General features: G+C 56.4%; 19 protein-coding genes. 18 read left to right on the top strand and 1 reads right to left on the bottom strand.

The genetic code is table 11. From position 1 onward, the window contains the following. The first annotated feature begins 25 nt into the window (after nt 1–25). The 5 genes from HKD46_RS13325 to HKD46_RS13305 all read left to right on the top strand — a co-directional run bounded on the left by HKD46_RS13325 (nt 26) and on the right by HKD46_RS13305 (nt 9,898). Complete coding sequence (locus tag HKD46_RS13325) at nt 26–2,416, top strand: Ig-like domain-containing protein (RefSeq protein ID WP_171865530.1); 2,391 nt, start codon at nt 26–28, stop codon at nt 2,414–2,416. A 25-nt stretch (nt 2,417–2,441) separates the two neighbouring features. Next, nucleotides 2,442–4,829, top strand: a complete 2,388-nt coding sequence (locus HKD46_RS13320) for an Ig-like domain-containing protein (RefSeq protein WP_171865529.1) — start codon at nt 2,442–2,444, stop codon at nt 4,827–4,829. 11 nt (nt 4,830–4,840) lie between these two features. After that, entirely contained in the window at nt 4,841–9,046 is a 4,206-nt protein-coding gene (locus HKD46_RS13315) for a hypothetical protein (protein WP_114522847.1), read from the top strand. A gap of 73 nt (nt 9,047–9,119) precedes the next feature. Continuing rightward, nucleotides 9,120–9,404: a hypothetical protein gene (locus tag HKD46_RS13310; protein ID WP_114522848.1), complete on the top strand. Its 285-nt coding sequence runs from the start codon at nt 9,120–9,122 to the stop codon at nt 9,402–9,404. 140 nt (nt 9,405–9,544) lie between these two features. Further along, nucleotides 9,545–9,898, top strand: a complete 354-nt coding sequence (locus HKD46_RS13305) for a hypothetical protein (RefSeq protein WP_147273905.1) — start codon at nt 9,545–9,547, stop codon at nt 9,896–9,898. Nucleotides 9,899–9,976: 78 nt separating this feature from the next. Here the strand turns inward: HKD46_RS13305 and HKD46_RS21635 are convergent, their stop codons facing one another. Continuing rightward, on the bottom strand, nt 9,977–10,183 hold the full coding sequence (locus tag HKD46_RS21635; RefSeq protein WP_114522850.1) for a DUF1778 domain-containing protein: 207 nt from the start codon (nt 10,181–10,183) through the stop codon (nt 9,977–9,979). A 111-nt stretch (nt 10,184–10,294) separates the two neighbouring features. Between HKD46_RS21635 and HKD46_RS13295 the strand changes: the two genes are divergently transcribed. The 13 genes from HKD46_RS13295 to HKD46_RS13240 form a co-directional block, all read left to right on the top strand. Further along, nucleotides 10,295–10,846: a 3'-5' exonuclease gene (locus HKD46_RS13295; protein WP_114522851.1), complete on the top strand. Its 552-nt coding sequence runs from the start codon at nt 10,295–10,297 to the stop codon at nt 10,844–10,846. Nucleotides 10,847–10,868: 22 nt separating this feature from the next. Beyond that, nucleotides 10,869–11,180, top strand: coding sequence for a hypothetical protein (locus tag HKD46_RS13290; protein WP_114522852.1), 312 nt, complete (start codon nt 10,869–10,871; stop codon nt 11,178–11,180). A 42-nt stretch (nt 11,181–11,222) separates the two neighbouring features. After that, nucleotides 11,223–11,654, top strand: a complete 432-nt coding sequence (locus tag HKD46_RS13285) for a hypothetical protein (protein ID WP_171865528.1) — start codon at nt 11,223–11,225, stop codon at nt 11,652–11,654. 228 nt (nt 11,655–11,882) lie between these two features. Further along, nucleotides 11,883–12,389: a signal peptidase I gene (lepB, locus tag HKD46_RS13280; protein WP_171865527.1), complete on the top strand. Its 507-nt coding sequence runs from the start codon at nt 11,883–11,885 to the stop codon at nt 12,387–12,389. Continuing rightward, nucleotides 12,349–13,644 carry a TrbC family F-type conjugative pilus assembly protein gene (locus HKD46_RS13275; protein ID WP_171865526.1) on the top strand — a complete coding sequence of 432 codons (1,296 nt, stop codon included), beginning with the start codon at nt 12,349–12,351 and terminating at the stop codon, nt 13,642–13,644. Before lepB ends, HKD46_RS13275 begins: the two co-directional genes overlap by 41 nt. Further along, nucleotides 13,641–13,769 carry a hypothetical protein gene (locus tag HKD46_RS21400; protein WP_260395745.1) on the top strand — a complete coding sequence of 43 codons (129 nt, stop codon included), beginning with the start codon at nt 13,641–13,643 and terminating at the stop codon, nt 13,767–13,769. The genes HKD46_RS13275 and HKD46_RS21400 overlap by 4 nt, the downstream gene beginning before the upstream one ends. Then, entirely contained in the window at nt 13,766–14,917 is a 1,152-nt protein-coding gene (locus HKD46_RS13270) for a TraU family protein (protein ID WP_171865525.1), read from the top strand. Before HKD46_RS21400 ends, HKD46_RS13270 begins: the two co-directional genes overlap by 4 nt. Nucleotides 14,918–15,015: 98 nt before the next feature. After that, nucleotides 15,016–18,144 carry a conjugal transfer protein TraN gene (gene traN, locus HKD46_RS13265; RefSeq protein ID WP_171865524.1) on the top strand — a complete coding sequence of 1,043 codons (3,129 nt, stop codon included), beginning with the start codon at nt 15,016–15,018 and terminating at the stop codon, nt 18,142–18,144. Between the two features lie 71 nt (nt 18,145–18,215). After that, nucleotides 18,216–19,025, top strand: a complete 810-nt coding sequence (locus tag HKD46_RS13260; protein ID WP_171865523.1) for a hypothetical protein — start codon at nt 18,216–18,218, stop codon at nt 19,023–19,025. Further along, nucleotides 19,025–19,348, top strand: coding sequence for a hypothetical protein (locus HKD46_RS13255; protein ID WP_171865522.1), 324 nt, complete (start codon nt 19,025–19,027; stop codon nt 19,346–19,348). The genes HKD46_RS13260 and HKD46_RS13255 overlap by 1 nt, the downstream gene beginning before the upstream one ends. Nucleotides 19,349–19,720: 372 nt before the next feature. Beyond that, a complete protein-coding gene (locus HKD46_RS13250; RefSeq protein WP_171865521.1) occupies nt 19,721–20,170 on the top strand; it encodes a hypothetical protein in 450 nt (149 codons plus the stop codon). A gap of 158 nt (nt 20,171–20,328) precedes the next feature. Further along, nucleotides 20,329–20,991, top strand: coding sequence for a hypothetical protein (locus tag HKD46_RS13245; protein ID WP_235673830.1), 663 nt, complete (start codon nt 20,329–20,331; stop codon nt 20,989–20,991). 54 nt (nt 20,992–21,045) lie between these two features. Further along, a partial coding sequence (locus HKD46_RS13240) for a transposase (RefSeq protein ID WP_171865520.1) occupies nt 21,046–21,308 on the top strand: 263 nt, incomplete at its 3' end.

The raw sequence follows: 21,308 nt of genomic DNA, 5'->3' as shown, positions 1-21,308 counted from the left end.
GGGCCTTCAGGGAGTGAATTTCACAATGCTAAAGCTCAATAAAATTGCCATTGCACTCACCCTGCTGGGTATGACCTCGGCAGCTTCGGCACAGATCTTCGAGATGTCCTACACGGACAGCAACGGGGCCCTGCAGGTCAAGACGCCGACCGCTACCTGGTACAGTGCCAACAGCAATATCGTGGTCACCACGATCGCGGGCCTCGATCGCAAGGTGAAGCTGGAACTACTCAAAGGGGCTGCCGTGGTGCAGACCGAGACCTCGGGCATCATCACCGTGGCCAACCGGATCACCGCGTCGGGCACAGATTTCTACGGAGTGAAGTTCACGGTCAACAAACCGGCGAGCGATGGCAACTATGTGCTGCGCTCAACCGTCTACGACATCACCGGCGTGCAGGTATCGACCAACTCCTACACCTTCAACGTCGACACCACCCCGCCCACCGCCAACGCGATGACCGTCAATGCGTCGGGCTACGGGCAGGTGAACTCAGGCACGGAGTGGCTGTTGGGAACCGGTGGGTCAGATACCCCCAACATCGTACTGCCCAACCTCACGGATCCCTCCGGCATAGCCAGCGGGAGCTTCCTCGTCTATCGGGAAAACGGCACCGTTTATAAGAATCTGGCTCGCACTTATGAATCGGCCTCGTCCTCGCTTTCCTATCCGTTGGAATCGTCGTTCCCCACCTCGAACCTGGACGAACAGTTTGGCGTGCAATTCGTGGCTACGGACGGTGCAGGGAACATCTATCGCTCGCCCATTCAGAAAGCACGTTGGGACAACACGGTAAACGCCCCATCGGAGCCCTTTGGTGTCTACAACCCCAACTCCAGCAACGTGCTCGGACCGGGCTTGGATAAGTTTGACCCGTATGTGGCCGGGATGAACGTTAACACCAACCCGATCAAGCTCGCGTACAAAGTCCCAAAGACCAACTACAAGGACTATATCCAGTCGGGTATCTATCTCACCAACGGCGCGGGTACGCTCAGCAAAGCAGGGGAAGATGGCACTGACGTCTATCTGATTGTCACCTTGCCCTACGGCTTTACCGACGGGAACTACGTGCGCTGGGTCAACTTCGGTAGCTGGGGTGGCGGCACTATCGGCTACAACCTCAAGCTGGGTGCTGGCGTTCCAGCATCACCCACCGCACCGACCATGGAATACCTCTACAGCGACATCGGCTGGGGCTCCAAGGCTCGCGATATTACGAACACCTCACTCCCCATCACCATCAGCAGCTGGCGGGCAACGGTAGGGGTCAGACCTTACGATCAGAAGGTTTATCACCTTGCCGGTTGCACCATTCCGGCTGGGGAAACCCAGTGCGTGGTCCCGTGGAACTACAACATCAACTTGGGCACCACCGGGTACTTCCACGACAGCTCCTTAGTAAAAAGTACAGATGGCACATTGATGGGCTCGCCGGTGTGGGCAGATATTGCTTGGAACGATCAGCATTATCCGTCCATCACGCCTGTGTTCGACAGCGTCACCAAGAAGCTGACTCTCAAAATTGTGCAGCCGGGACGCGGCGCATACTTCGATCGCCTGCGGTTGAATGACGCCTGGATTGAGAACAACGGGACGCGCGTCAATCCGACTGGGGGCCTCACCGCCAACCTGGACGCTAACTACACCTACGTGTATGACCTATCCACCCTCGCGGAAGGCAATTACACGCTCAAGGCCGTCGCCCAAGAACGGATGGGCCCGAAGACCACGGTCGATTTGTTCCCCTTCACCTCTGACCGCACCCCGCCCTCGCTGTCCGTTCAGTACCACGGCGGCACGGTGCCCACTGCCATCGACACGGTGAAAGACCTGCGCGTGCTCATCAGCGACACCGTCGATAACAACCCGGTGATCACCCGCATGACGCTGGTGGGTGGCCCCATCAACGACGCTCTGGATTTGGGCTACTCAAAGCTGGCAGACGGCTGGCAGCCAGAGGTGCCGCGTATGTTCCCCACGCTGGAACCCGGTCAGGAGTACACCCTCAAGGTTGATGCTGTGGATGCTCAGGGCAATAAGCGCACGGTGAGCCAGACCTTCTCCCTCAGCTTGCAGAACCTGGCCATTGCCGACCCGGTCAAGGTGATGGCGGTCGCGAAGTCCTTGCTGGACTCGCACGATCAACCACTCGGGATGGTGGTGTTTAAGGGTGCCTTGACCGATGGCGGCACCCAGAGCCGGGGTCCACAAGCGGGTTACATCACCCTGCGAAGTGATGCCGCTTTCTCGGTCATTTTCAATGGCCAACCAGTGCAACCCGGTGAGACCAGGGAAGTAGTGATCCCGCTCGACGTGGATGGGTCTGCTCGGTTGCCAGTCTGGCCAGCTACCTCCGGTGTGACCGGCAAGGCGAGCTACATGATTGATATACCTCAGTTAACTGTGAACTGATGGCGTTCAGGGAGGAGATTTCACAGTGCTAAAACTCAATAAAATAGCCATCGCACTCGCCCTGCTGGGCATGACCTCGGCAACGTCGGCACAGATCTTCGAGATGTCCTACACGGACACCAATGGGGCCCTGCAGGTCAAGACGCCCACCGCTACCTGGTACAGTGCCAACAGCAATATCGTGGTCACGACCATCGCGGGCCTCGATCGCAAGGTGAAGCTGGAACTGCTCAAGGGCGCTGCCGTGGTGCAGACCGAGACCTCGGGTATCATCACAGTCGCCAACCGGATCACCGCCTCGGGCACGGATTTCTACGGGGTCAAGTTCAACGTCGCCAAGCCCGCGTCGGATGGCAACTATCAGCTGCGCTCGACGGTGTATGACATCCTCGGCAATCAGGTATCGACTAACACCTATACCTTCAACGTAGACACCACGCCGCCCACCGCCAACCCGATGACGGTCAATGCGACGGGATGGGAGCGGGTGAATACTGGCGCGACATGGTTGCTGGGTACCGGTGGGGCAGATACCCCCAACTTCGTACTGCCTAACCTCACGGATCCTTCCGGCATTGTCAGCGGCAGCTTCCTCGTCTTCCGCGAAAACGGCTCCGTTTATAAAAATCTGGATCGTCCTTACGAAACCGCGTCCTCATCGCTGTCCTATCCGATGGCTTCTTCGTTCCCCGCGTCGAACCTGGATGAACTGTTTGGTCTGCAATTCATCGCCACAGATGGCGCGGGCAACATATACAAGTCACCAATCCAGAATGCGCGTTGGGATAACGTGGTCAATGCGCCGGGGGTGTTCGGGGTTTATAACCCCAACTCCAGCAACGTGCTCGGGCCGGGCCTCGACAAGTTTGATCCCTATGTGGCGGGTATGACGGTCTATACCAACCCCGTCAAGCTCGCCTATAGACTCCCCAAGACCAACTTCAAGGACTATGTCCAGTCTGGTATCTACCTCTACAGCGGGGTAGGTGGGGTCGTTAAAGCCGGTGAAGACGCCACCTACGTCTATCTGGTGATGACCTCACCACACAACTTCTCCGACCAAAACTACCTTCGTTGGATTAACTTCGGTAGTTGGGCGGGCGCGGGCGTAGGCTACAACCTGGTGCTCGGGCCGGGCGTACCCAAAGCGCCTGACCTCCCCAACATGGAATACCTCTACAGCGACATCGGCTGGGCCTCTCGCGCCCGTGAGATACAGAACTCAGCGTTGCCAGTCACCATCAGCCAGTGGCGAGCCACGGTCGGGGCAAGGCCCTTTGACCAGAAGGTAAGCCATCTTGCTGGTTGCACCATCCCGGCGGGGCAGACTCAGTGCGGCGCTGCTTGGAACTACACCATTAACAAAGGCACCACTGGCTACTTCCACGATCAAGCCATCGTGAATAGCGCTGATGGCACACTGATTGGCTCACCGGTGTGGGGCGAGATCACTTGGAACGATCAGCACTATCCGACCATTTCCCCTGAGTTTGACAGTGTCACCAAAAAGCTGACTCTCAAGATCGTGCAGCCGGGGCGTGGGGCGTACTTCGACCGTCTGCGTCTGAACGACGCTTGGATTGAGAACAACGGGACGAAGGTCACGCCAACCGGGGGCCTCACCGCCAACCTCGATACCCAATACACCTACGTGTACGACCTCTCCACCCTTGCGGAAGGCCATTACACCCTCAGCGCCGTGGCCCAAGAGCGGCATGGCCCGAAGACCTCGGTCAGTCTGTTCCCCTTCACCTCAGACCGCACCCCGCCCTCGTTGTCCGTCAAGTACCGCGGCGGCACTGTGCCCTCTGCCATCGACACGGTGAAAGATCTGCGCGTGATGCTCAGTGACACGGTGGACAGCAGCCCGATGATCAGCCGCATTACGCTGGTGGGAGGCCCCATCAACGATGCGTTGGACCTCGGGTATTCGAAGCTGGCAGACGGCTGGCAGCCAGAGGTGCCGCGTATGTTCCCGACCCTTGAACCCGGTCAGGAGTACACCCTCAAGGTCGATGCGGTGGACTCGCAAGGCAACAAGACCTCGGTCATCCAGACCTTCTCCCTGAGCCTGCAGAACTTGGCCATAGCCGACCCCGTCAGCGTACTTGCAGTCTCGAAGTCCTTGCTGGACGCCAACGATCAACCACTCGGGATGGTCGTGTTCAAGGGGGCGCTGACGGATGGCGGGTCGCAAAGCCGTGGCCCGCAAGCGGGGTACATCACCCTGCGTACTGATGCCGCATTTGGCGTGATTTTCAACGGTCAGCCGGTTCAACCCGGTGAAACCAAAGACGTGGTGATCCCGCTTGATCCGCAGGGGTCTGCCAAGTTGCCGGTCTGGCCTGCCACATCCGGTGTGACCGGGAAGGCGAACTACATGATTGACATCCCGCAGTTGACGGTGAATTAGGAGACGTAGGTATGGAACATAAGCTAACAAAAATCGCGGCAATTGTGGGGGCTGTTGTCGCCCAACCTACCTTCGCCGCCTCTATGACTGTGACTGGGGAGATCACTTCACACCAGCCGAAGGTATCTGTCAGTGCGCCTGGCCCGTTCTATGAGGGGGTCAAGGAAGTAAAAGTGATGCTCGCCGCGACTCATGATGGCTGCCGGGTGCTCAACTACAACTCGGCTAACCCACCAGCTGGGACGCTAGGGTGTTACCTGCAGATCAACAACGCCGATCTTCCTGTCGGCATGGTCTTTGACAAGGATGACCCATCGCTCAAGGGGTTCACGGCGCAGAAGGGGGCCAAGTCTGTCCCCTACCAGCTCGTATACCGCAACGGGAGCGCAGAGACCCCCGAGGTGATCACCTCCGGCTTCCTGCCCTTCAACGTGGAGCCGACCGTTCCGCCGGTCATTACCAAGTTCCAGCATCAGTTTGACGAGCCGGGCTGGGTGGATGGCAATGACCCGCTGATCCACAAGCGCCAGAACGCAGGCGCTGTGAAAGTGACGCTCGAAAAGCGTCCGTATGATCAGCGTGTCAATATCGACGGGTTCTCCACTTGCTTGGTCAAGGAGGGTGCGGATAACTGCGTGGCCAGCAACAGCGCCATGACACACGTTCGTGGAACTGATGATGTGGGCGCGAAGCCGATGGCGGTGGACGTCAACTCCACCAACAACTATTTCGTGCCGGTGGTCAACCAGGTCGCCTTGTCTTGGGACTTCCGACCGCCCCAGGTAGGGAAGATTCAACAGGGCAACATGGAGTCCCCGCTGGATACGATTGAAACAGTGAGCGGCACCCAAGATGTGCTCTATAGCACCATCGCTGTGTTGGTTAACTCGGTTCACAATGAGGCCGGTAAAACATGGTGGCAGCCGTCTAACCTGCGTATGGTGTTGACCCCAGACCCGGCAACTCCGCGCAAGGTCATTTTGTCCTACAAGGGCAAGACCTTGCTGAGCCTTGCCAACACCACGCACGACAACACAACCTATTCCGCGAAGCCTGTCGGGCCGTTCAAAGTCACCGGGCCCGCACAGTTCCGTTACGACTTTGACCTGAACACCATCAAGGACGGTGACTTCCTGGCCACGATGGAAGCCTCCGATGGCTACGGTAACACCAGCACCTCCGAAACCGCCCTGCCGTTGCGTCTTGACCGCTATGGTCCACAGGTTGGCGTCTACGACACCGAACTGTCGTTGCTGGGCGAAAACACAGTCCTCTTCTTCCCAGAGCACCTGACCGTCGCAGCGCATAACGGCTACGCCGGTGGCGTCACAGAGGTAACGGCAAAACTGGGTGACGTGACCCTGCCGTTGTCCCCAACGGACACAGAAGGCGTCTTTACGGTCGGAAAAACCGATCTGTCGACGCTGCAGGCTGGAACCGCTTACCCGCTGGTGATTTCCGCCAAGGACAAAGCCGGTCGGGTGACCAGCAAAACCACGATGGTGCAGTACGCGGCTACCGATCTAGTGTTGACCGCGAGCCCGTCCAAACCTGTGCAATTTGTGCAGCGCACCTCGGTTAAGGTTGAGACCTCCGGCTATCACTGCCCAATGACCTTCGACGAAGAACAGGCGCGGATTTCAGCTTCCACCACCGGCTCTATCACCTGCTTTGCCGAATGGGATCTGCCAAGCGGCCTGACCCCTGCGGTGAGCGTGGTGGGTAAGATCAAGCTCGAAGGATTCATTGACGATTCGGACGGGATCGTGGGCTATGACCTCTATGCGATCAGTGCAGAGGGGTACAAGCGCAAGGTTCGCTCTGGCACGGCCGATCTGCAGCCCCAAAAAGCGGCCGAGCCGAAGATCAGCTTTACTGGGCGGCGCAAGCAAGGCGAAGACGGTCTGATGGTTGACATCAATGGTGGCGTCGCCGGTACAGCGCTGGTCTTGTCCTCACCGGGTGATGTGGAGATCGGGGTAAACATCCCAGGTCTGGTGGAAAGCGATTCTACCGTAGCGATGCGGGCCCGTTCGGACGGTCTCTCACGCTTCTCCCAGATCATCAAAGTGCCGAAGGGTGACATCTGGACTGTCTATCCAATGACGGTTACGGCCAAATATGCCCGCACCGATGAGTTCAAGGTGATCAAGGAAGGCAAAATCTACGTTGTGCCGAACAAGCGCATGAAGATAAACCTGACCGGCCTCTCTAATGAAATCGCAGATAACGCACCTACTGAGGTGACGGCCAAGGTTGGTATCTTCGATTCCAAGACGGACCAGATCAACTACATCGCGAAGGAGCATGGCCAGTGGGACATGCGTCTTGTGCAGGAACTCACCACCTTTGAGAAGGGTAAGGGAGCTACCAAGAAGATCATCGAGCTCACGGACAAGGTCCGCACTGATGCCAACGGTGAAGTCAAACTCAACTTTGACCCCTCCAAGACCGTGGGACGCTCTATCACCTACATGATCGTGGGTGACGTTATCTCACCGTTTGAGCATTTCAACCTGAAAATCCAGTCCCGTAAACAGCACCTCATGCTGATTAAGGGGGTGGGTGTTGATGGGAAGCCGGACGTTCTCAGTATCGTTGACCAGGTACCGATGAAGGCCACCGTGCGGGTATCGACGGAAACAGACCAAGATAAGAAGGCGCTGGGTGACATTGAGTGGCAGATCCGTGATGGTGACAGCGGCAGCTGGCGTCCTGCACCCAATGCGTTGAGCAAAGCAGCTTACAGCTTTGAGACCGAAGAGCCGGGTAAATGGCAAGTGCGGGCAGTGCTTCATAACAGGATCACCGGTGTTGAGCAGCCAACCGACATCACCACGATCGTTGCCTACGACAAGCCGGAAATCCAGATTTCGCAGGATAGCGTCGTCTTGAAAGGCCAGCCGGTTAAGCTGACCCTGCAGGGGGCTCGTGGTGCGGATCTCGACCAGGCTATGAACGTGCAGTGGTCGGCCGATGGCAAGAACTGGGAGGATGGAGACATCACAGCCGAGCTGACCCCGGTGGCGGACAGTAAGTACCTCTATGCTCGCGCCGAGTTTGCAGCATCTGACGATGATGCTGACGCCAGCAGCTGGGTCACCACTAAGTTCATGCCCAGAGTCCTCACCCCGCAAGTCATTCGTGCCAGTGTGGAAGGTCCGTCGAAGGCGGAAACCAACAAGCCATTCACGCTCAAGGGCAACTACAAGAACGACTACCTGTTGGTGAAGGATGTGAAGTTTGTGGAGGAGTGGGTGATGCCAGATGGCACCATCGCTACCGGCAACACTGTCTCCTATACCCCGACAGAGGTTGGTACTGACAAGCTCACGTTCCTTTACCGTGTCTGGGTAGATGGCCAAAAAGATCTGACGCTCAAAGAGGTCGATAAAGCGGTGGAAACGTGGACCTATGCGTTCCCGCGCTTCACCTCTGGTCAGCGTCAGGCATTCCGGATGGCCCCCACTCAGATCCATGTGCGTAACACCACCCGTCTGCCTACCTATCCAGGTGTGCAGTACACGGTAACGGTAGAGCCGGATGCTGGCATCAACGAGGTCTCCTTTGACCCGGTGAAGGGCGATTGGGTTGGTAGCGTAGCCGAGCCGGGCCTGCATACCGTCAAGATCACCCTGAGCGATAACCGTGGTAACAGCGAAAGCCATGACCACATGTTCGCCGTGGATGAGGCGGTGCCGATGCAAGTCAAGCTGACGCCTAGCTATAGCAACAAGTTCATGCGGTCCCCGATGAGTGTGAACATGTCCAGTGGCGTGTTGCTGGACCACCCTGATGACGAACTCACGGAGATCAAGTGGGCCATTGATGGTCACGAAGTTGAGATGCCGATGCGTCGTCAGGTCTTTACCGGCATCACCGCTGGTAACCACACCATCACCTTCGATGCCTTGAGTGAGCTGGGACAGCGTGCCCACGTCACCCATGACTTCACCGTTGTGCCTAACACACCGGCGGAGTGCAAGTTGGTCCCGTCCTCGACCACGACCAGCTGGCGCGTCACCATGAACTGCGAAGACCCGGATGGCCGTGTGGTCGCGTACCGTTGGAAGATCAACGGCGAGCTCATCACCAACACCTCCTACGCCATCGCCATGACCAAGGCGTTGAACCCAGGGGTGCTGGACATTGAGGCGGTGGCCGTGGACGACTCGGGTGACGAGAGTAAAGCCAGCATCACCCTCACCGGCGGCTAAGCAGCAAGCCAATCAGCAAACACAAGGCCGGGGGAGACCCCGGCCGGACACAGGTCTGATGGAAGGTGGATGTATGGCAGTAGCAGTCAAAGAAGTGAGCCCGGAGGCAACAGGTGCGGTGGTATCAGGGGAGACCTTGATGAAGCACTTCCATTCCTGCGTGCAGGAGTTTGACGATCATTTCCAAAAAAGTAGGCTGGGTGAGTCGCACCTGCGTTTTCGGGAGATCATCGCACTTGGCGGCGTACATCAGATTTACTGGTTAATGCTAGGAGCGGGGGCCGTCAACGAGGCTAAGGAAGTCGCCACTTGGTGGGAGCAGAATGAGTATCGCCACCGGCAGGGGCGGTGCATCTAGCGCCGACATGGCGTAGGAACAGTGTAGGGCCTGCTGGTGGACACCGGGAGGCCCTTTTTTCATGCAAACAGCCACGGGGTGGCATATCACGAAGAGGGAAGGGGATGGACAAGGGAGCGGTCACAGGTGTGGTAAAAGGCATGGACAAGAAGTTCATGCGCAAGCTGGCGATCTGGGCGGTGGTGCTGGTGGTCGGTGTGACGGTAGGGAAGCTGTATCGCACAACAGTTGAGCAGAGTCTCGGTATGCTTGACCGCGTAAAACTGCTCTGGCCAGACGTCCACGGTCTGGATGCAAAAGACCGCGACCTTATCGCCGCGCTGGCGGTCAGTTGTCAGATAGAGAAGCAGCCAGTTGAAGTGGAGGCGATCAAGGGTTGTCTTCGCCTTGGCGCAAGGAGCACCCTGAGTAAATTGCCGAAAGGGGTCACGCTGGGTGAGGCACAGACCCGACTTGAGGTGCTACTCAAGCAGGCTTACAACCAGGGGCGTTAACTCGCCCCAATACTGCTGACCGCCCTGTGTGTCCGCCAAGGACAACGGAGGTGAGCTGTATCCAGGGAACCTAGTGATTCACTCCGCTCGATGCGTTCCGATGATGCGTTCGGCATGGCCATCGAGAATGTCCCTCAACCACTCGGACACTGTCTTGCCTTCCAGCGCAGCTGCCAACAGGTAGCACTCCTTTTGCTCAGCCGTAACCCTCAGCTCAATGCGATCCGAATGCTTCTCGCTTTCCGGCTTGTAAGGCGGGCCGCGCCGTGGTCTATGCTCGTTCATTCGTGAATTATTACAGGTGTATTTAATATTGCAATCGGGCTCGCTAGTGGCTTTAATGTACGGACAGCAATTGAATGATACGACACATCAGCAAGTAGGAGAAAGGCCGAGATGACACCACAACAACAGGCAAGAGAATGGTTGAGCGGGCCCATTGCGGTGCTTGACGTGGAGTCAACTGGTCTTGAAAGCTGGTCAGAAGTGGTGGAAATCAGTGTTGTCGACGAATTCGGCCAAACGTTGATAGATACCTTGGTAAAGCCTAAACGGAAGATCCCGGCTGATGCCACCGCTATTCATGGCATCAGCAACGCAATGGTGTCGAATGCTCCAACATGGGCTGAAATCCACGATCGCGTGGCGGAAGCCGTTTCCGGCAGGACGGTAATTGTCTACAACCTCGCTTTCGATCGCCGCGTGATGGCGCACACTGCCGCGCTATACGGCTTGCCACCTATTGAGATGCAAGCTGAGTGTGCGATGCTCCTTTATGCCGAGTACGCCGACGAATGGGATGACTATAGAGGCAGCTATCGCTGGCATAAATTGATCAATGCCGCTCGCCGTGAAGGGGTCGTTATCGAGGGTCAGGCGCACCGGGCCTTGGCCGATGTGCAGATGACTCTCGGGGTTATCAAAGCCATGGCCAGCAGCGAAGACTAGGTATCAAACGGGAGAAGATGTGATGGGTAGATCGCTAGAAGGAGACGTGCTTCTGATCGTGGACGGGGAGCAGGTGTGGATTGATGGCGAGGAGTTTTACCGTGTGTCGGGCGGAGATTCTATTGAGCTCGACGGTGAGCGAGTAGAACTAGCTTCTAAATTCCACTGCGAGCACGAAACAGATAACAAGGGCACGCTCCACCTCGAAGTGATCGTTGAAGGTCGCCAGATACATGAAAATATCACCTTCATCGACAAGGGCAGCGCCCGGACTATTGAAGTTGAAGAAAATAATTTGTCGCTGGCCGGTTCGAGCGGGCGTGAATGGGGGTAATGAAACATTCGATCCACTCCATCCTGGTCAGGAACTCAAATTATGAACCCTGTGAACCCATACCCGATCAGCCATCAGTTGCGAGCCCTGCAGCGCACAATGGCTCAAGCAGGCTGGGAGATCACCTCCCTCGAACTTGACCTCACCGGGGTCCAGCACGAGGTCACGATCCGCTGCGACCGCGATGATGGTCGCTGGATTTGGGCGCGGGTGGATAGGATTGGCAGGTGTGTGCTGGAGAGCTTCCAGCGCACGCGCACCCTCGGACGGCCGAGCTACGCCACCGGCAAGTGGCCGCTCTCACCGCAAGTAGAGGATGAGTTTCTGTCTCGCCAGCAAGCGGTCAATGGTCGTGAACTGGTGCGGTTGGTGACAGAGTACCTGACGGACAACGCCACAGAGACAATCAGCCTGGGCGAGGTACGCAGAGCCTGGGACGCCATCACGGACACTCGCACCCGTTTCCGGGTATAAACCCTTCCAAGGCCGGGCTACCGGCCACTCTTTCTGGCAGCTCCATACCGTAACGCCCCCGAATTAACGCAGACACTTCTTCCGTCCTCTACGGACATTGACACACCGCTTGTCGCGCCACGCTCTTAACCTCATCTCTCGCAAGATCTAATCCAGATTCGTTGCGCCCATCACGCTTTACAAATATGATGGAGATCGGCTTTAAAAGTCAGAGATAGGCGTTTTTAAATGACGAGAGACCTGACGTTCTACCGACGTAGAGACATAGCAGTGATGGTTGTCCTGGCAGGACTGGGTTTTTACCTGTTCAAAGCTCTGTTTGTGATTGGGATGCCATCGCCCAAGTTTTCTGGGTGCTTGACCCACAAGATCTTCCTGGTCAGCAAGTTGGAAGAGGATGTGGTCAGGGGAGGCATCTATGCGGTCTCGATGGACCGGGATCTGAAAATCGCCAAGAAGGGCGAAAAGTTGATGAAGATTGTGGCCGCCACCGGGGGTGACAAGGTCCGGGTAGATCTTGATGGCGTGTGGGTCAACGAAAAGACCTATTACCCCGTGCCGCTGCACGGCATAGCAGGGCGATTGAAGATTCCAGAGTCCGAGGTGATGAAGACCATTACCGTCCCCGCCGGACATTTGTATCTGATCGGCAATACCGACCGCAGTTACGACTCGCGTTTTTGGGGAACGATAGATGAAAAGAACGTTATTGGCCGGGCTATTACTGTCATGTAATCCCGTGCTTGCCCAAGAGCAGCCGTCGGCACCGATGGATGTGGATGCACTGTCTCGGGAAATGGCCATCAATGCCAAGGCCATTCAGCAGCAAGCCATGAAAGACCCCACCAAGTTGGTGATGCGGACGCAGGCTGAGCAGATCACCGACGAGCAGCACGAGCAGGCCCAGAAGATCACCGATGAGGCGATGCGTAAGGCCGCCTCCGTGCAGACCACCCAGCAGATCGGTAAGGTGTTCGGCAACATGAAGCAGGGCGACCTCGCCGCTGTGCTTGGGGCTGACAAGGTGAGTAGCAGCGACAAGGATAAGGCCGCGGCGCTCGGGAACGGGATGATGTTCCTCTCGATGTCCCTGCCGGACAAAGACCTCATGGCGTCCCTGGAAGTGGCAGCTCGCTACTCGATGCCGGTCGCCTTCATCGGCCTGCTCAAGGGCAGTGGCACCATCACGGACACAGCAAGGCAGCTGCGTGTCATCGCTCGCAAGGCGGGGATCAGCGAAGACCGTGAGCCCCAGGTACTGCTCAATCCGGTCGCCTTCGAGAAGTACGGGGTGACCGTGGTTCCCACCATCATTCGAGATATGGGGGATGGCTCCTTCCACCGCCTAGAAGGCTCTATCAACATCAACTATTTCGAAGATGCCGTGGCCCAGCAGGAAGAGGGCGAGCGCCTGAACCAACGGGTGGGTCCGACCTGGAAGATTGAAGAACTGAGTCTGGTTGAGGAGATGAAAAAGCGGGCCTTGGCCATCGACTGGAAGGCCAAGCAAGATGCCGCCGTGGCTCGCTTCTGGAACAACCAGACGATGCACAGCCTTCCTCCGGCGAGCAAGGATGAGCGGTGGATGATCGATCCTACCGTCAAGGTGGTGAAGGACGTTGTCGACCCCAAAGGCAATGTGTTGGCCAAGGCCGGAACCATCGTCAATCCCTTGGCTCAACCCCACGCCGCGCTACGGATGATCGTTATCAACCCGCAGTCGCAGCTGGAGTTGGACTGGACCAAGGCTTACCGGGAGAAGAATCCCTTCGCCGGTCAAACCATGGTGCTGGCCACCGATTACACCCGAGAACAGGGTTGGGATGTGATGCGTCGGGCCAACGAGCATCTGCAGACCCGTACCCGGCTGCTGCCCAAAGAGCTCATAGAGCGCTTCCACCTAGCGGCAACCCCCACCGTGATTGAAACCTCGGGCACCGTGTTTGCCGTGCAGCAATTCGCCATAGCGGCTCAGGAGGCGACCCAATGAAAATGATATTCCTCTCAATCGGGTTTCTCGCCGGAGTGGTCTTTGCGACCAAATACCCCTATATGGCGGACACCATCTCGGTCTGGGTGCAGACCAATCCGTTCCTGACGGGGCTGATGCGATGACAATACTCGATCGGTTGGTCAAGAAACTGGTGCGAGCAGTGCTCATCGCCGCGCTGTGCGGCGGGGTAGCCGCCTTCACCACTTGGTCGGTGATGGCCGCGCAGCCCGGCAAGGATTTCAACTTGGATTGCGAGGACGGCAAGATCCTGCAGGGCATCATCGACAAGATATGCTGGTCCTGCGTGCTGCCAATGCGGATCATGGGCGTAGGCCCCAAACCCGCTGGCGCTGCCCCCAGTAAGTCAATCTGCATGTGCAATGACAGCAACGGGGTACCCGAGATTGGCTGGCAGCTTGGCTATTTCCAACCGGCCCGAGTCGAAGAGGTGGTAAAAACCCCTTGGTGCTCGCCGTTCCTCGGTGGGATCAAGCTGCAGGATAGTTCCTTCGAGGTGGGCCGCGACCGAGCCTCTGCTGAGACCGATAAGCCACGCCAAGTGTTTATGGACTCGCACTACTTCACGTACCCGATCTTCCAGATGTTGAACCTGTTGATGATCCCCTCCTGCGCCGGGGACAACCACATGGACCTCGACCTCCTGACAATGAGTGAGATTGATCCGCTCTGGAGCAATGACCTACTGACGTTTGTCTTGAACCCTGAATCGGTCGTTTTCGCCAATCCTCTGGCGCTGGCGTGGTGCATGGCGGACTGCGTGGCCACCACGCTCAAGTCTGAGTCGGAGAAGAATTATTTTTGCGCGGGCTGTGATGGGCTCATCTACCCGCATACCGGCAACATTCACGGCGTCACCGACCCGGTTCAAAACTCAAGCCTACTGCTGCAGCGCCAGCTGGCGTCCCTGCACCGACGCGGGCTTGCCGAAAAAACCATGGGGGAGGAGGAGATGTGCGAGTCGTCGTATAGCTACTTCATTCCGCGCTCGCAATACCGTGTGTCGATGCTCTACCCAGTACCCGAGTCAAAGAACTCGCGCCCGCTGTTTACGCCGCCTGCCCAGGGGGGTGGCGGTTCGTCCAGCCCCAGTAACTTCATTCCTTCAGAGGATTGCTGTCACCGGCTGGGAGAGTCGGTACACCAGTGGTCAACGCTCAAGGGGGGCCGGTCCAGACCGGGCAAAGAGAACTATGTGTTCCTCGTTTGGCGCTATGTCGATTGTTGCGTCGGCTACATGAGTACAAGGTAATCATTTCACAAAATGCAACAATAGCAACAATAGACACGATTTAAAAGATGGAGTTTGGGGGGCAAATGGAACAGGGCCAAATAGCACACGGAAGCGCCATGCGGCACTGGTCGTTAAGCGTCATTTTCACCTATTTTGTGGTGTTCGTTTTCCACCCGGCTTTTGTCCTGACGTTGGCGGTCAGCCTGTCACCCGGCCGTGCCATGGCGGCGCAAGCAAACGCCATCTATGACAGCCTGAACTCAAAGTACAAGGTCAACACGCCGGATAACGACGTCGCAAAAGAGGATCGCCTGAGCGAGATCCAGCAGAAGTATGGCAAGGGCGTGGGTGGCTCGGCAGATGTCATCAAGTCGCTGGAGAAGTATCAGGGCCAGAGCCATGTCGGCAATAACGTCAACCTCACCGGCTACAGCAAAACCGACTTCACCCAGTCCTACAAGGACACCTACAACCAGGCCACTACCGGGGGGAACGGTGTCGGCAACCTGACCCTGCCTGGCGTCTCAGGCAACAATGCCTCCATGAAGTACGCCCAGGACGGCGGGGTGAAGCTCACCCGTGATGCCAACGGCAATTACGTCAGCACCCCGACCAATGCAGCGACGGTCAATCAGGTAGGCACGGTTGTCGGCTCGGAAGCCAATAACGCGGAGAGTTCGTTCGAGGCCAAGAGCACCTATGACCCGCACGATGAAACCAATCTAATCGACGTGGTGAAGCAGGAGATCAGCCGGGCGCAGACTGGCGGGCAGACCAGCGATAGCGTGGTCTATCGCACCCTCATGAGTTCCTACAGGGAGAACAAACCACAAAACATCTCCCGTGATGACCCGGTGTTCAACGGGGCCAAGACCGCTGTTGATGATGCTCGTTACCAGCGCGGCCTGTTTGAAGGGTCGTGTCAAAGTATTACCCGGACAACGACCAAGGACACGCATTACCCCGATTGGAAGGAGGCCCGTTGTAGTTCCCCCAAGAAGGATAACTTCACCTCGTGTCAGCTCGAACGCGACCTCCATGTGCCGGTCTACATCGAGGGCGGAGACGGCTCCATGTCAGTGTGCGGGGCGGATTGCGTAAAAATCCGTATCGGTAAGCAGGGTGATAACTATTGGAATGGCGGCTCCTGCGGCATCTTCAGTAACGCTCTCACCCTGAAGTTCTCCGCAGAAGCGGTCGTTCGGCAGGCGATGATCACGTCAGCGGAGTGGGATGACCACATGGAAGTGAAGCTGGGGGATACCACGCTGCTCTACCACGTTGATAAACAGATGCGAGATCCGGCGACTTACCCCTTCCCGGTGGCAGGTAGGGGATGTGAGACCAATACCAGCTGGTACTTAGGGGATGGTAGCGGTACCGATAAGATTGGCGGCTACATCGACGTCACCAACCTGGTACGCAACAGCGTGGTGACCGATGGCGACCGTATTATCAACCTCTACAACCGGGTGGCGGTGGGTGACGGCGGTGAAGGCCACTTCGAGATCACCATTAAATTTGACAATGCCAACTTCCGTGATGACCACATCCAAAAGCCTGCCGGTTGCTGGGATGCGGTGCAGCGCTCTGACGGCACCTGCCAGATGGATAAGTGGGTACCGACCGACCAGGGCACCAAGCGTTTACCGGACTCCATCCTTAACTTAGGCGGACCTCTCTACCCTGGTGATACCGGCCATCTGACATGGAAGGCCAACGCCAACGGTTTCTTCTGTGACCCGCTCGCCAAGAACAAGTTCTGCATTGATGACGCGCAGACCCAGTGCTTCGACTACGAAGACATCAAGAACATGCCTGATGGATGTCTTGAGCAGAAGATGAACCCCATGTGCATCGAGAAGAAGCGCGATTGCGTACCGGGTTGGTTTGATGCCGGTACGGGGGCCTGTTACATGGAGGAGATCGTCTATGACTGCGACGAGGGTAAAACCGTCTCCGAGATAGTGGCCAACACCTCTAATACCTGCGGCGAGCTGCCCTGTATCGGAACCGACTGCAATGCCGGAGCCCCCGAGGCCAATAAGGACTTCGGCCAAGTGGCGGGTCTGTTGCAAGCGCTGAGCTTCATCTCTGCGGACGGGGAGTGCAATGTGGCCGACCCGACCCAATGCAAGATCTTCCCTGGCGAGGAAAAGTATTGCGGCTGGGCGGTAGGGATTGTGGGCAGCATGACCGACGTTGACTGTTGCAAGGAGCCTGATGTCGGTCCCGATATGATGTCTGCGGCGATGGCCGGGTTTAGCCTCATTCGTTCTGCCAACTGGCAGTCAATTGCCACCAGTGCCTCCGAAATCACAGGGTCAAGCAGCTTCACTGCCATCTACGAGGGTGTCAGCTCTGTGGGTACCAGTATCGGCAACCTGACAGCAGGCGCGATGGATGCCGTGGGTAATATGATGACCACCGCATCGAACACGGTCATGAGTTCGCTAGGACAGGAGGTGGCTGTCGAAACGGCAAAGGCAGCCGGGGGAGAGATAGCCAAAGAAACAGCGCTGGACGGGATCATAGCTGCAGTCGAACAGAAGGTGATGGGGACGCTTTACAATGCGCTCGGCAAGGAAGTGATCGGGGGGGTAATAACAGAAAACGCAGGGGTCTATGCGTTGACCCCGCTCGCTTCGACCATCGTATCCGCCTTCAGCGTCGTCATGATCGCCTACACCGTCTACAAACTGACGATGATGATCGCGCAAATGATTGTCTCCTGTAAGCCGGAAGAATTGGAAACAGCCAGCAAGATCCACGAAAAAGCCTGCTTCAAAGTGGGCGACACCTACTGCCTCAAAGAAATAAACATGGGCATCAAAAAGGTGTGTGTCAAACGAGCACAAAACTACTGCTGCTACAGCTCGATGTTGCCGAGGATCGTGATGCAACAGGCTGTTGTCCAGCTAGGACTCACAGATTGCAGCGGAATCACCATCGCTCAGATGCAGCAACTCGACTGGTCGCGAATCGACCTCACCGAATGGGTCGCTGAGGCCACCCTTGGTGGAGCACTGCCGGATGGGCAGGATGACCTGACACTCGAAGCGTTGACCGGCAATGGCCATGTACTGGCAGGCGGGCAGGATCGCGATAATACCTTGGAGCGGCTAAATAACCGCTACGAAAGCGACAAGCTCATAAACGCTTCCAAAGAGACCCAAGACCTCATTCAGCTTGAAAACGTGGACTGTTCATACATGCCAAGACCAGCCATTTGCAAATTCCAATAAATGCTGTTGACTGGCGGTAAACGTCAAAGTACAGTGTTTCTATAAAGCACACATTGGTTGAGGGAAGTACGATGAAAGCAAAGATCTTCGCAGTCACCACCTTGGCAGTCATGACCCTGGCTGGTTGTTCCTCTACGCCCAAAGACATGGGTAAGCCCTTCGTTCAGAATCCGACAAAGAGTGTGGCGCTTAATGTGGCCGCCTATGCCGGGTATCCGCATCTGCTGAGTGATAACAGCTACTCAAAAGGCTTCGATACCCTGGTGACCTCGACCAGTAATGCAATGTTGTTATCCAGTGATTTGGCCGGGAGTCTCGGCTCGTTGGGTGGGGCAGGTCTGGGGATTGGGCTGGGGTTCATGTCCGGTTTGGTTGCTGAATATCCTCTGCAAAGCTCAAACGTGTTCACCGCCAAGCTGAATCCTGGTGAAGATTACCGTTCTCCCCAAACAATCGTGCGTGTGTTGGACGCCAATTATCAAAAGCAAGTCGCGAAGCCTGACGATAGCGAGGAGCTTAAAACCTTCCTGAATAAGCCATCGCTCAAGGATTACGTCTGTACCGGCACGATGTATAAAGACTTCGATTTTACCTGCTCTGACCCGGCTCACGACACCTACACAATGCTGGTCAAGGTGGTTCGTCCCGCAAGTGGCACGGAGTTTGGGGAAGTCATGCCGCTCACGCCTGGCCAGTACGGCGTCTACCTGATCACCCCAGAGCGGGGCTACGCCCAAGAGGTTAAGGCAAATGCAGCCGACCCCTACTTCCACATGAAGGACGGTGCCTATGTGATCGGTGACACCATCCTGCCGAAGGTTGCCCCTCGTGAGGACGGCAAGCGTCTGGTGTTCCTGCACGGCAAGGCGACCATGATCTGATGAACACCATGTTGAAAGTGGCCCCCGCTGATTTGCGCGGGGCCCGTACCATCGGGGACTTGCCCTCTGCGGAGAGCTGCATGGTGGCATTGAAGATTGCGACTGTGCATATAGCTGAACGCATTGGCTGCCCCTATCACACCTCGATTAAATCGGCCGTCGCGGTATATCGAGCCTTCGATATGACCATCCATCAAGCGAGGGCACACAAGGACTCAGAATTGTTGCTACTGAACGGCTTAGACCTGCCGGTGAGCTTTTGTGAAGGCGAGATCGAATCCTTTGCTCAGAGCAAATTCCGAAGCAGGAGCATAGGCAGTTGAGAAGCAAGCAAGAGGAGGGGCGTAGACACCTTCGGCCCTAAAAAGAGAGCCCCAACGCTGTTCGAGCAGCAATGGGGCCGTTACCCAGCGATGAGGAGGTCATCAATGAGTAAGCGAAGGGTACCACCGAGTAGTAAAGAGCAGCAAGCGGTACGGGAAGCAGCACGTAATGACGCGCAGAACGCCCTAACGCTCTATCGTGCCGGTCGACGTAATGCAGGCGCGAAGCTGTGGGAGCGGTGTATGGCTGCCTGGGGGTAACAACCTAGCGCAGCAAGTAACAGGCGGGCCGCTGGTGGCTCGCCTGCTTTGCCATCTAAAAGACGCTCACCGGAAGTAATGAGATGGAGCGTTGTGAGTGGAGCAGAATACATGCAGGACGAAGATGTTCAAACGGTCGTCAATGAGCTGAGTGCCTGGATGTGTGAGGCCCGAACTGAGATGGGCATGACACAAAGTCGGGTAGCTGGGATGCTCGGCAAATCCTTCTATGCTGTGAAACGCTTCGATGCCGATTGCGGCAGCGCCTCTATCCAGACGTTCTTGGGGTATCTCAAAACCATCGGCCAACTGGAAATGTTTCGGGTGATGTCGCTGAATGGAGTCACAAACGATCCTCTCAGCGCTGCACAACTGACCAGGCGGCCAAGTAGCAAACCCCTTACGTACACCCAGTTTCTCAAGCACCTGAAATTCGAACCCAATGCCGAGCTACTGGTCACTGAAGCAGTGGCCATGTCGTTGCAGGAAGAAGGTTATCTCACCCGCACAGAATCTAACGGTAAGAGTGCTAAGGAAGGTGCGAACAAGTCCCTGATATGAGATCATGTTTGTCATCTGGAGCCATGAAAAAGGGTTCATCATGAGTCATCAGCTCACCTTCGCCGACAGTGAATTCAGCAGTAAGCGCCGTCAGACTAGGGAAGGTGCGAATAAGTCATATGGCACGAGAGCATTTAATGGTAACCCATTGATATTAAATGACTAAAATTTTCATTTTTTGTTCGTGGGATACTTGTTCGCACTTTCCCTTACACGATGGCTATCTTTCGCGCTCAGCACTCGAGCCTGATTATCTGAGAAGTGAGTTTTCGATTGAATATCCTGGTCCCAACGTAGCCCGGGTGAATGTATTACCCTCCTCTAGCTATCCACTTAAGTCTCTGGATGATTATGAATCGCGGCGTTTATTGAGCTGGATCTTGATCGACCCAGATGCTCGAGCCTCTTACGAAAGCATTGGTCGTAGTCAAAAGTTGAATGGCTATGAACAAAGTGGATATCGGCACTGGGATTTCGAGTTTACCCCTCCACCTTTACGCTCCGCTTCTTTTGAGGTTCGGGGGCGATTTGATAAACAAACCCAAAGCATGCTGGTTTACGAGGTAGCCAGTCTAAGAAACGTCCAAGCTGCGATTCCAGACGAAGTAGAGTTTTTCCATCCCAAGTTGCGAGAGTATGTGCATGGAGAGGGGGACGGTGCTGTGCGTTTGGTGGCTGAACGCCCGCCCATCCACTCGGTCCATGATGGGGCGGATGCGAGTGTGAATACTAAACCTGTTTTGTTGCAGGCTCCCTCCGTCGTATTTGAGTTTTCCAAAGCGTTCAATACACGTAAGCGTCCGGCCACTACCGTCTGGTGAATGGAGGCAGTTGTGGACAAAGTAGTTCCCACTAAAAAGTAGTGGGAACCAAAGATGGTGTACACCAATAGTCGTACCAATGGCAGCCGTAAAGGCAGAGCCAATTACTCACGAGAATTCAAACAGCGACTTGTCGAGGCCGCCAACCAACCCGGCGTCTCCGTCTCAAAACTCGCACAGGAGCACGGGATCAATGCAAACCTCTTGTTCAAATGGCGACGTGATGCCAAAGCCGAAGCCCCTGCGTTATATCCCATCGAACTGGTGTTGCCCCCTTCATCCACGGAGATCTTCTTGCCTCCGACCCCGCAGCCCGA

The organism is Aeromonas sp. TW 6 (assembly GCF_013168745.1).
Classification (GTDB): Bacteria; Pseudomonadota; Gammaproteobacteria; order Enterobacterales; family Aeromonadaceae; genus Aeromonas; species Aeromonas caviae.
This window is presented reverse-complemented; position numbering and strand designations above follow the sequence as displayed.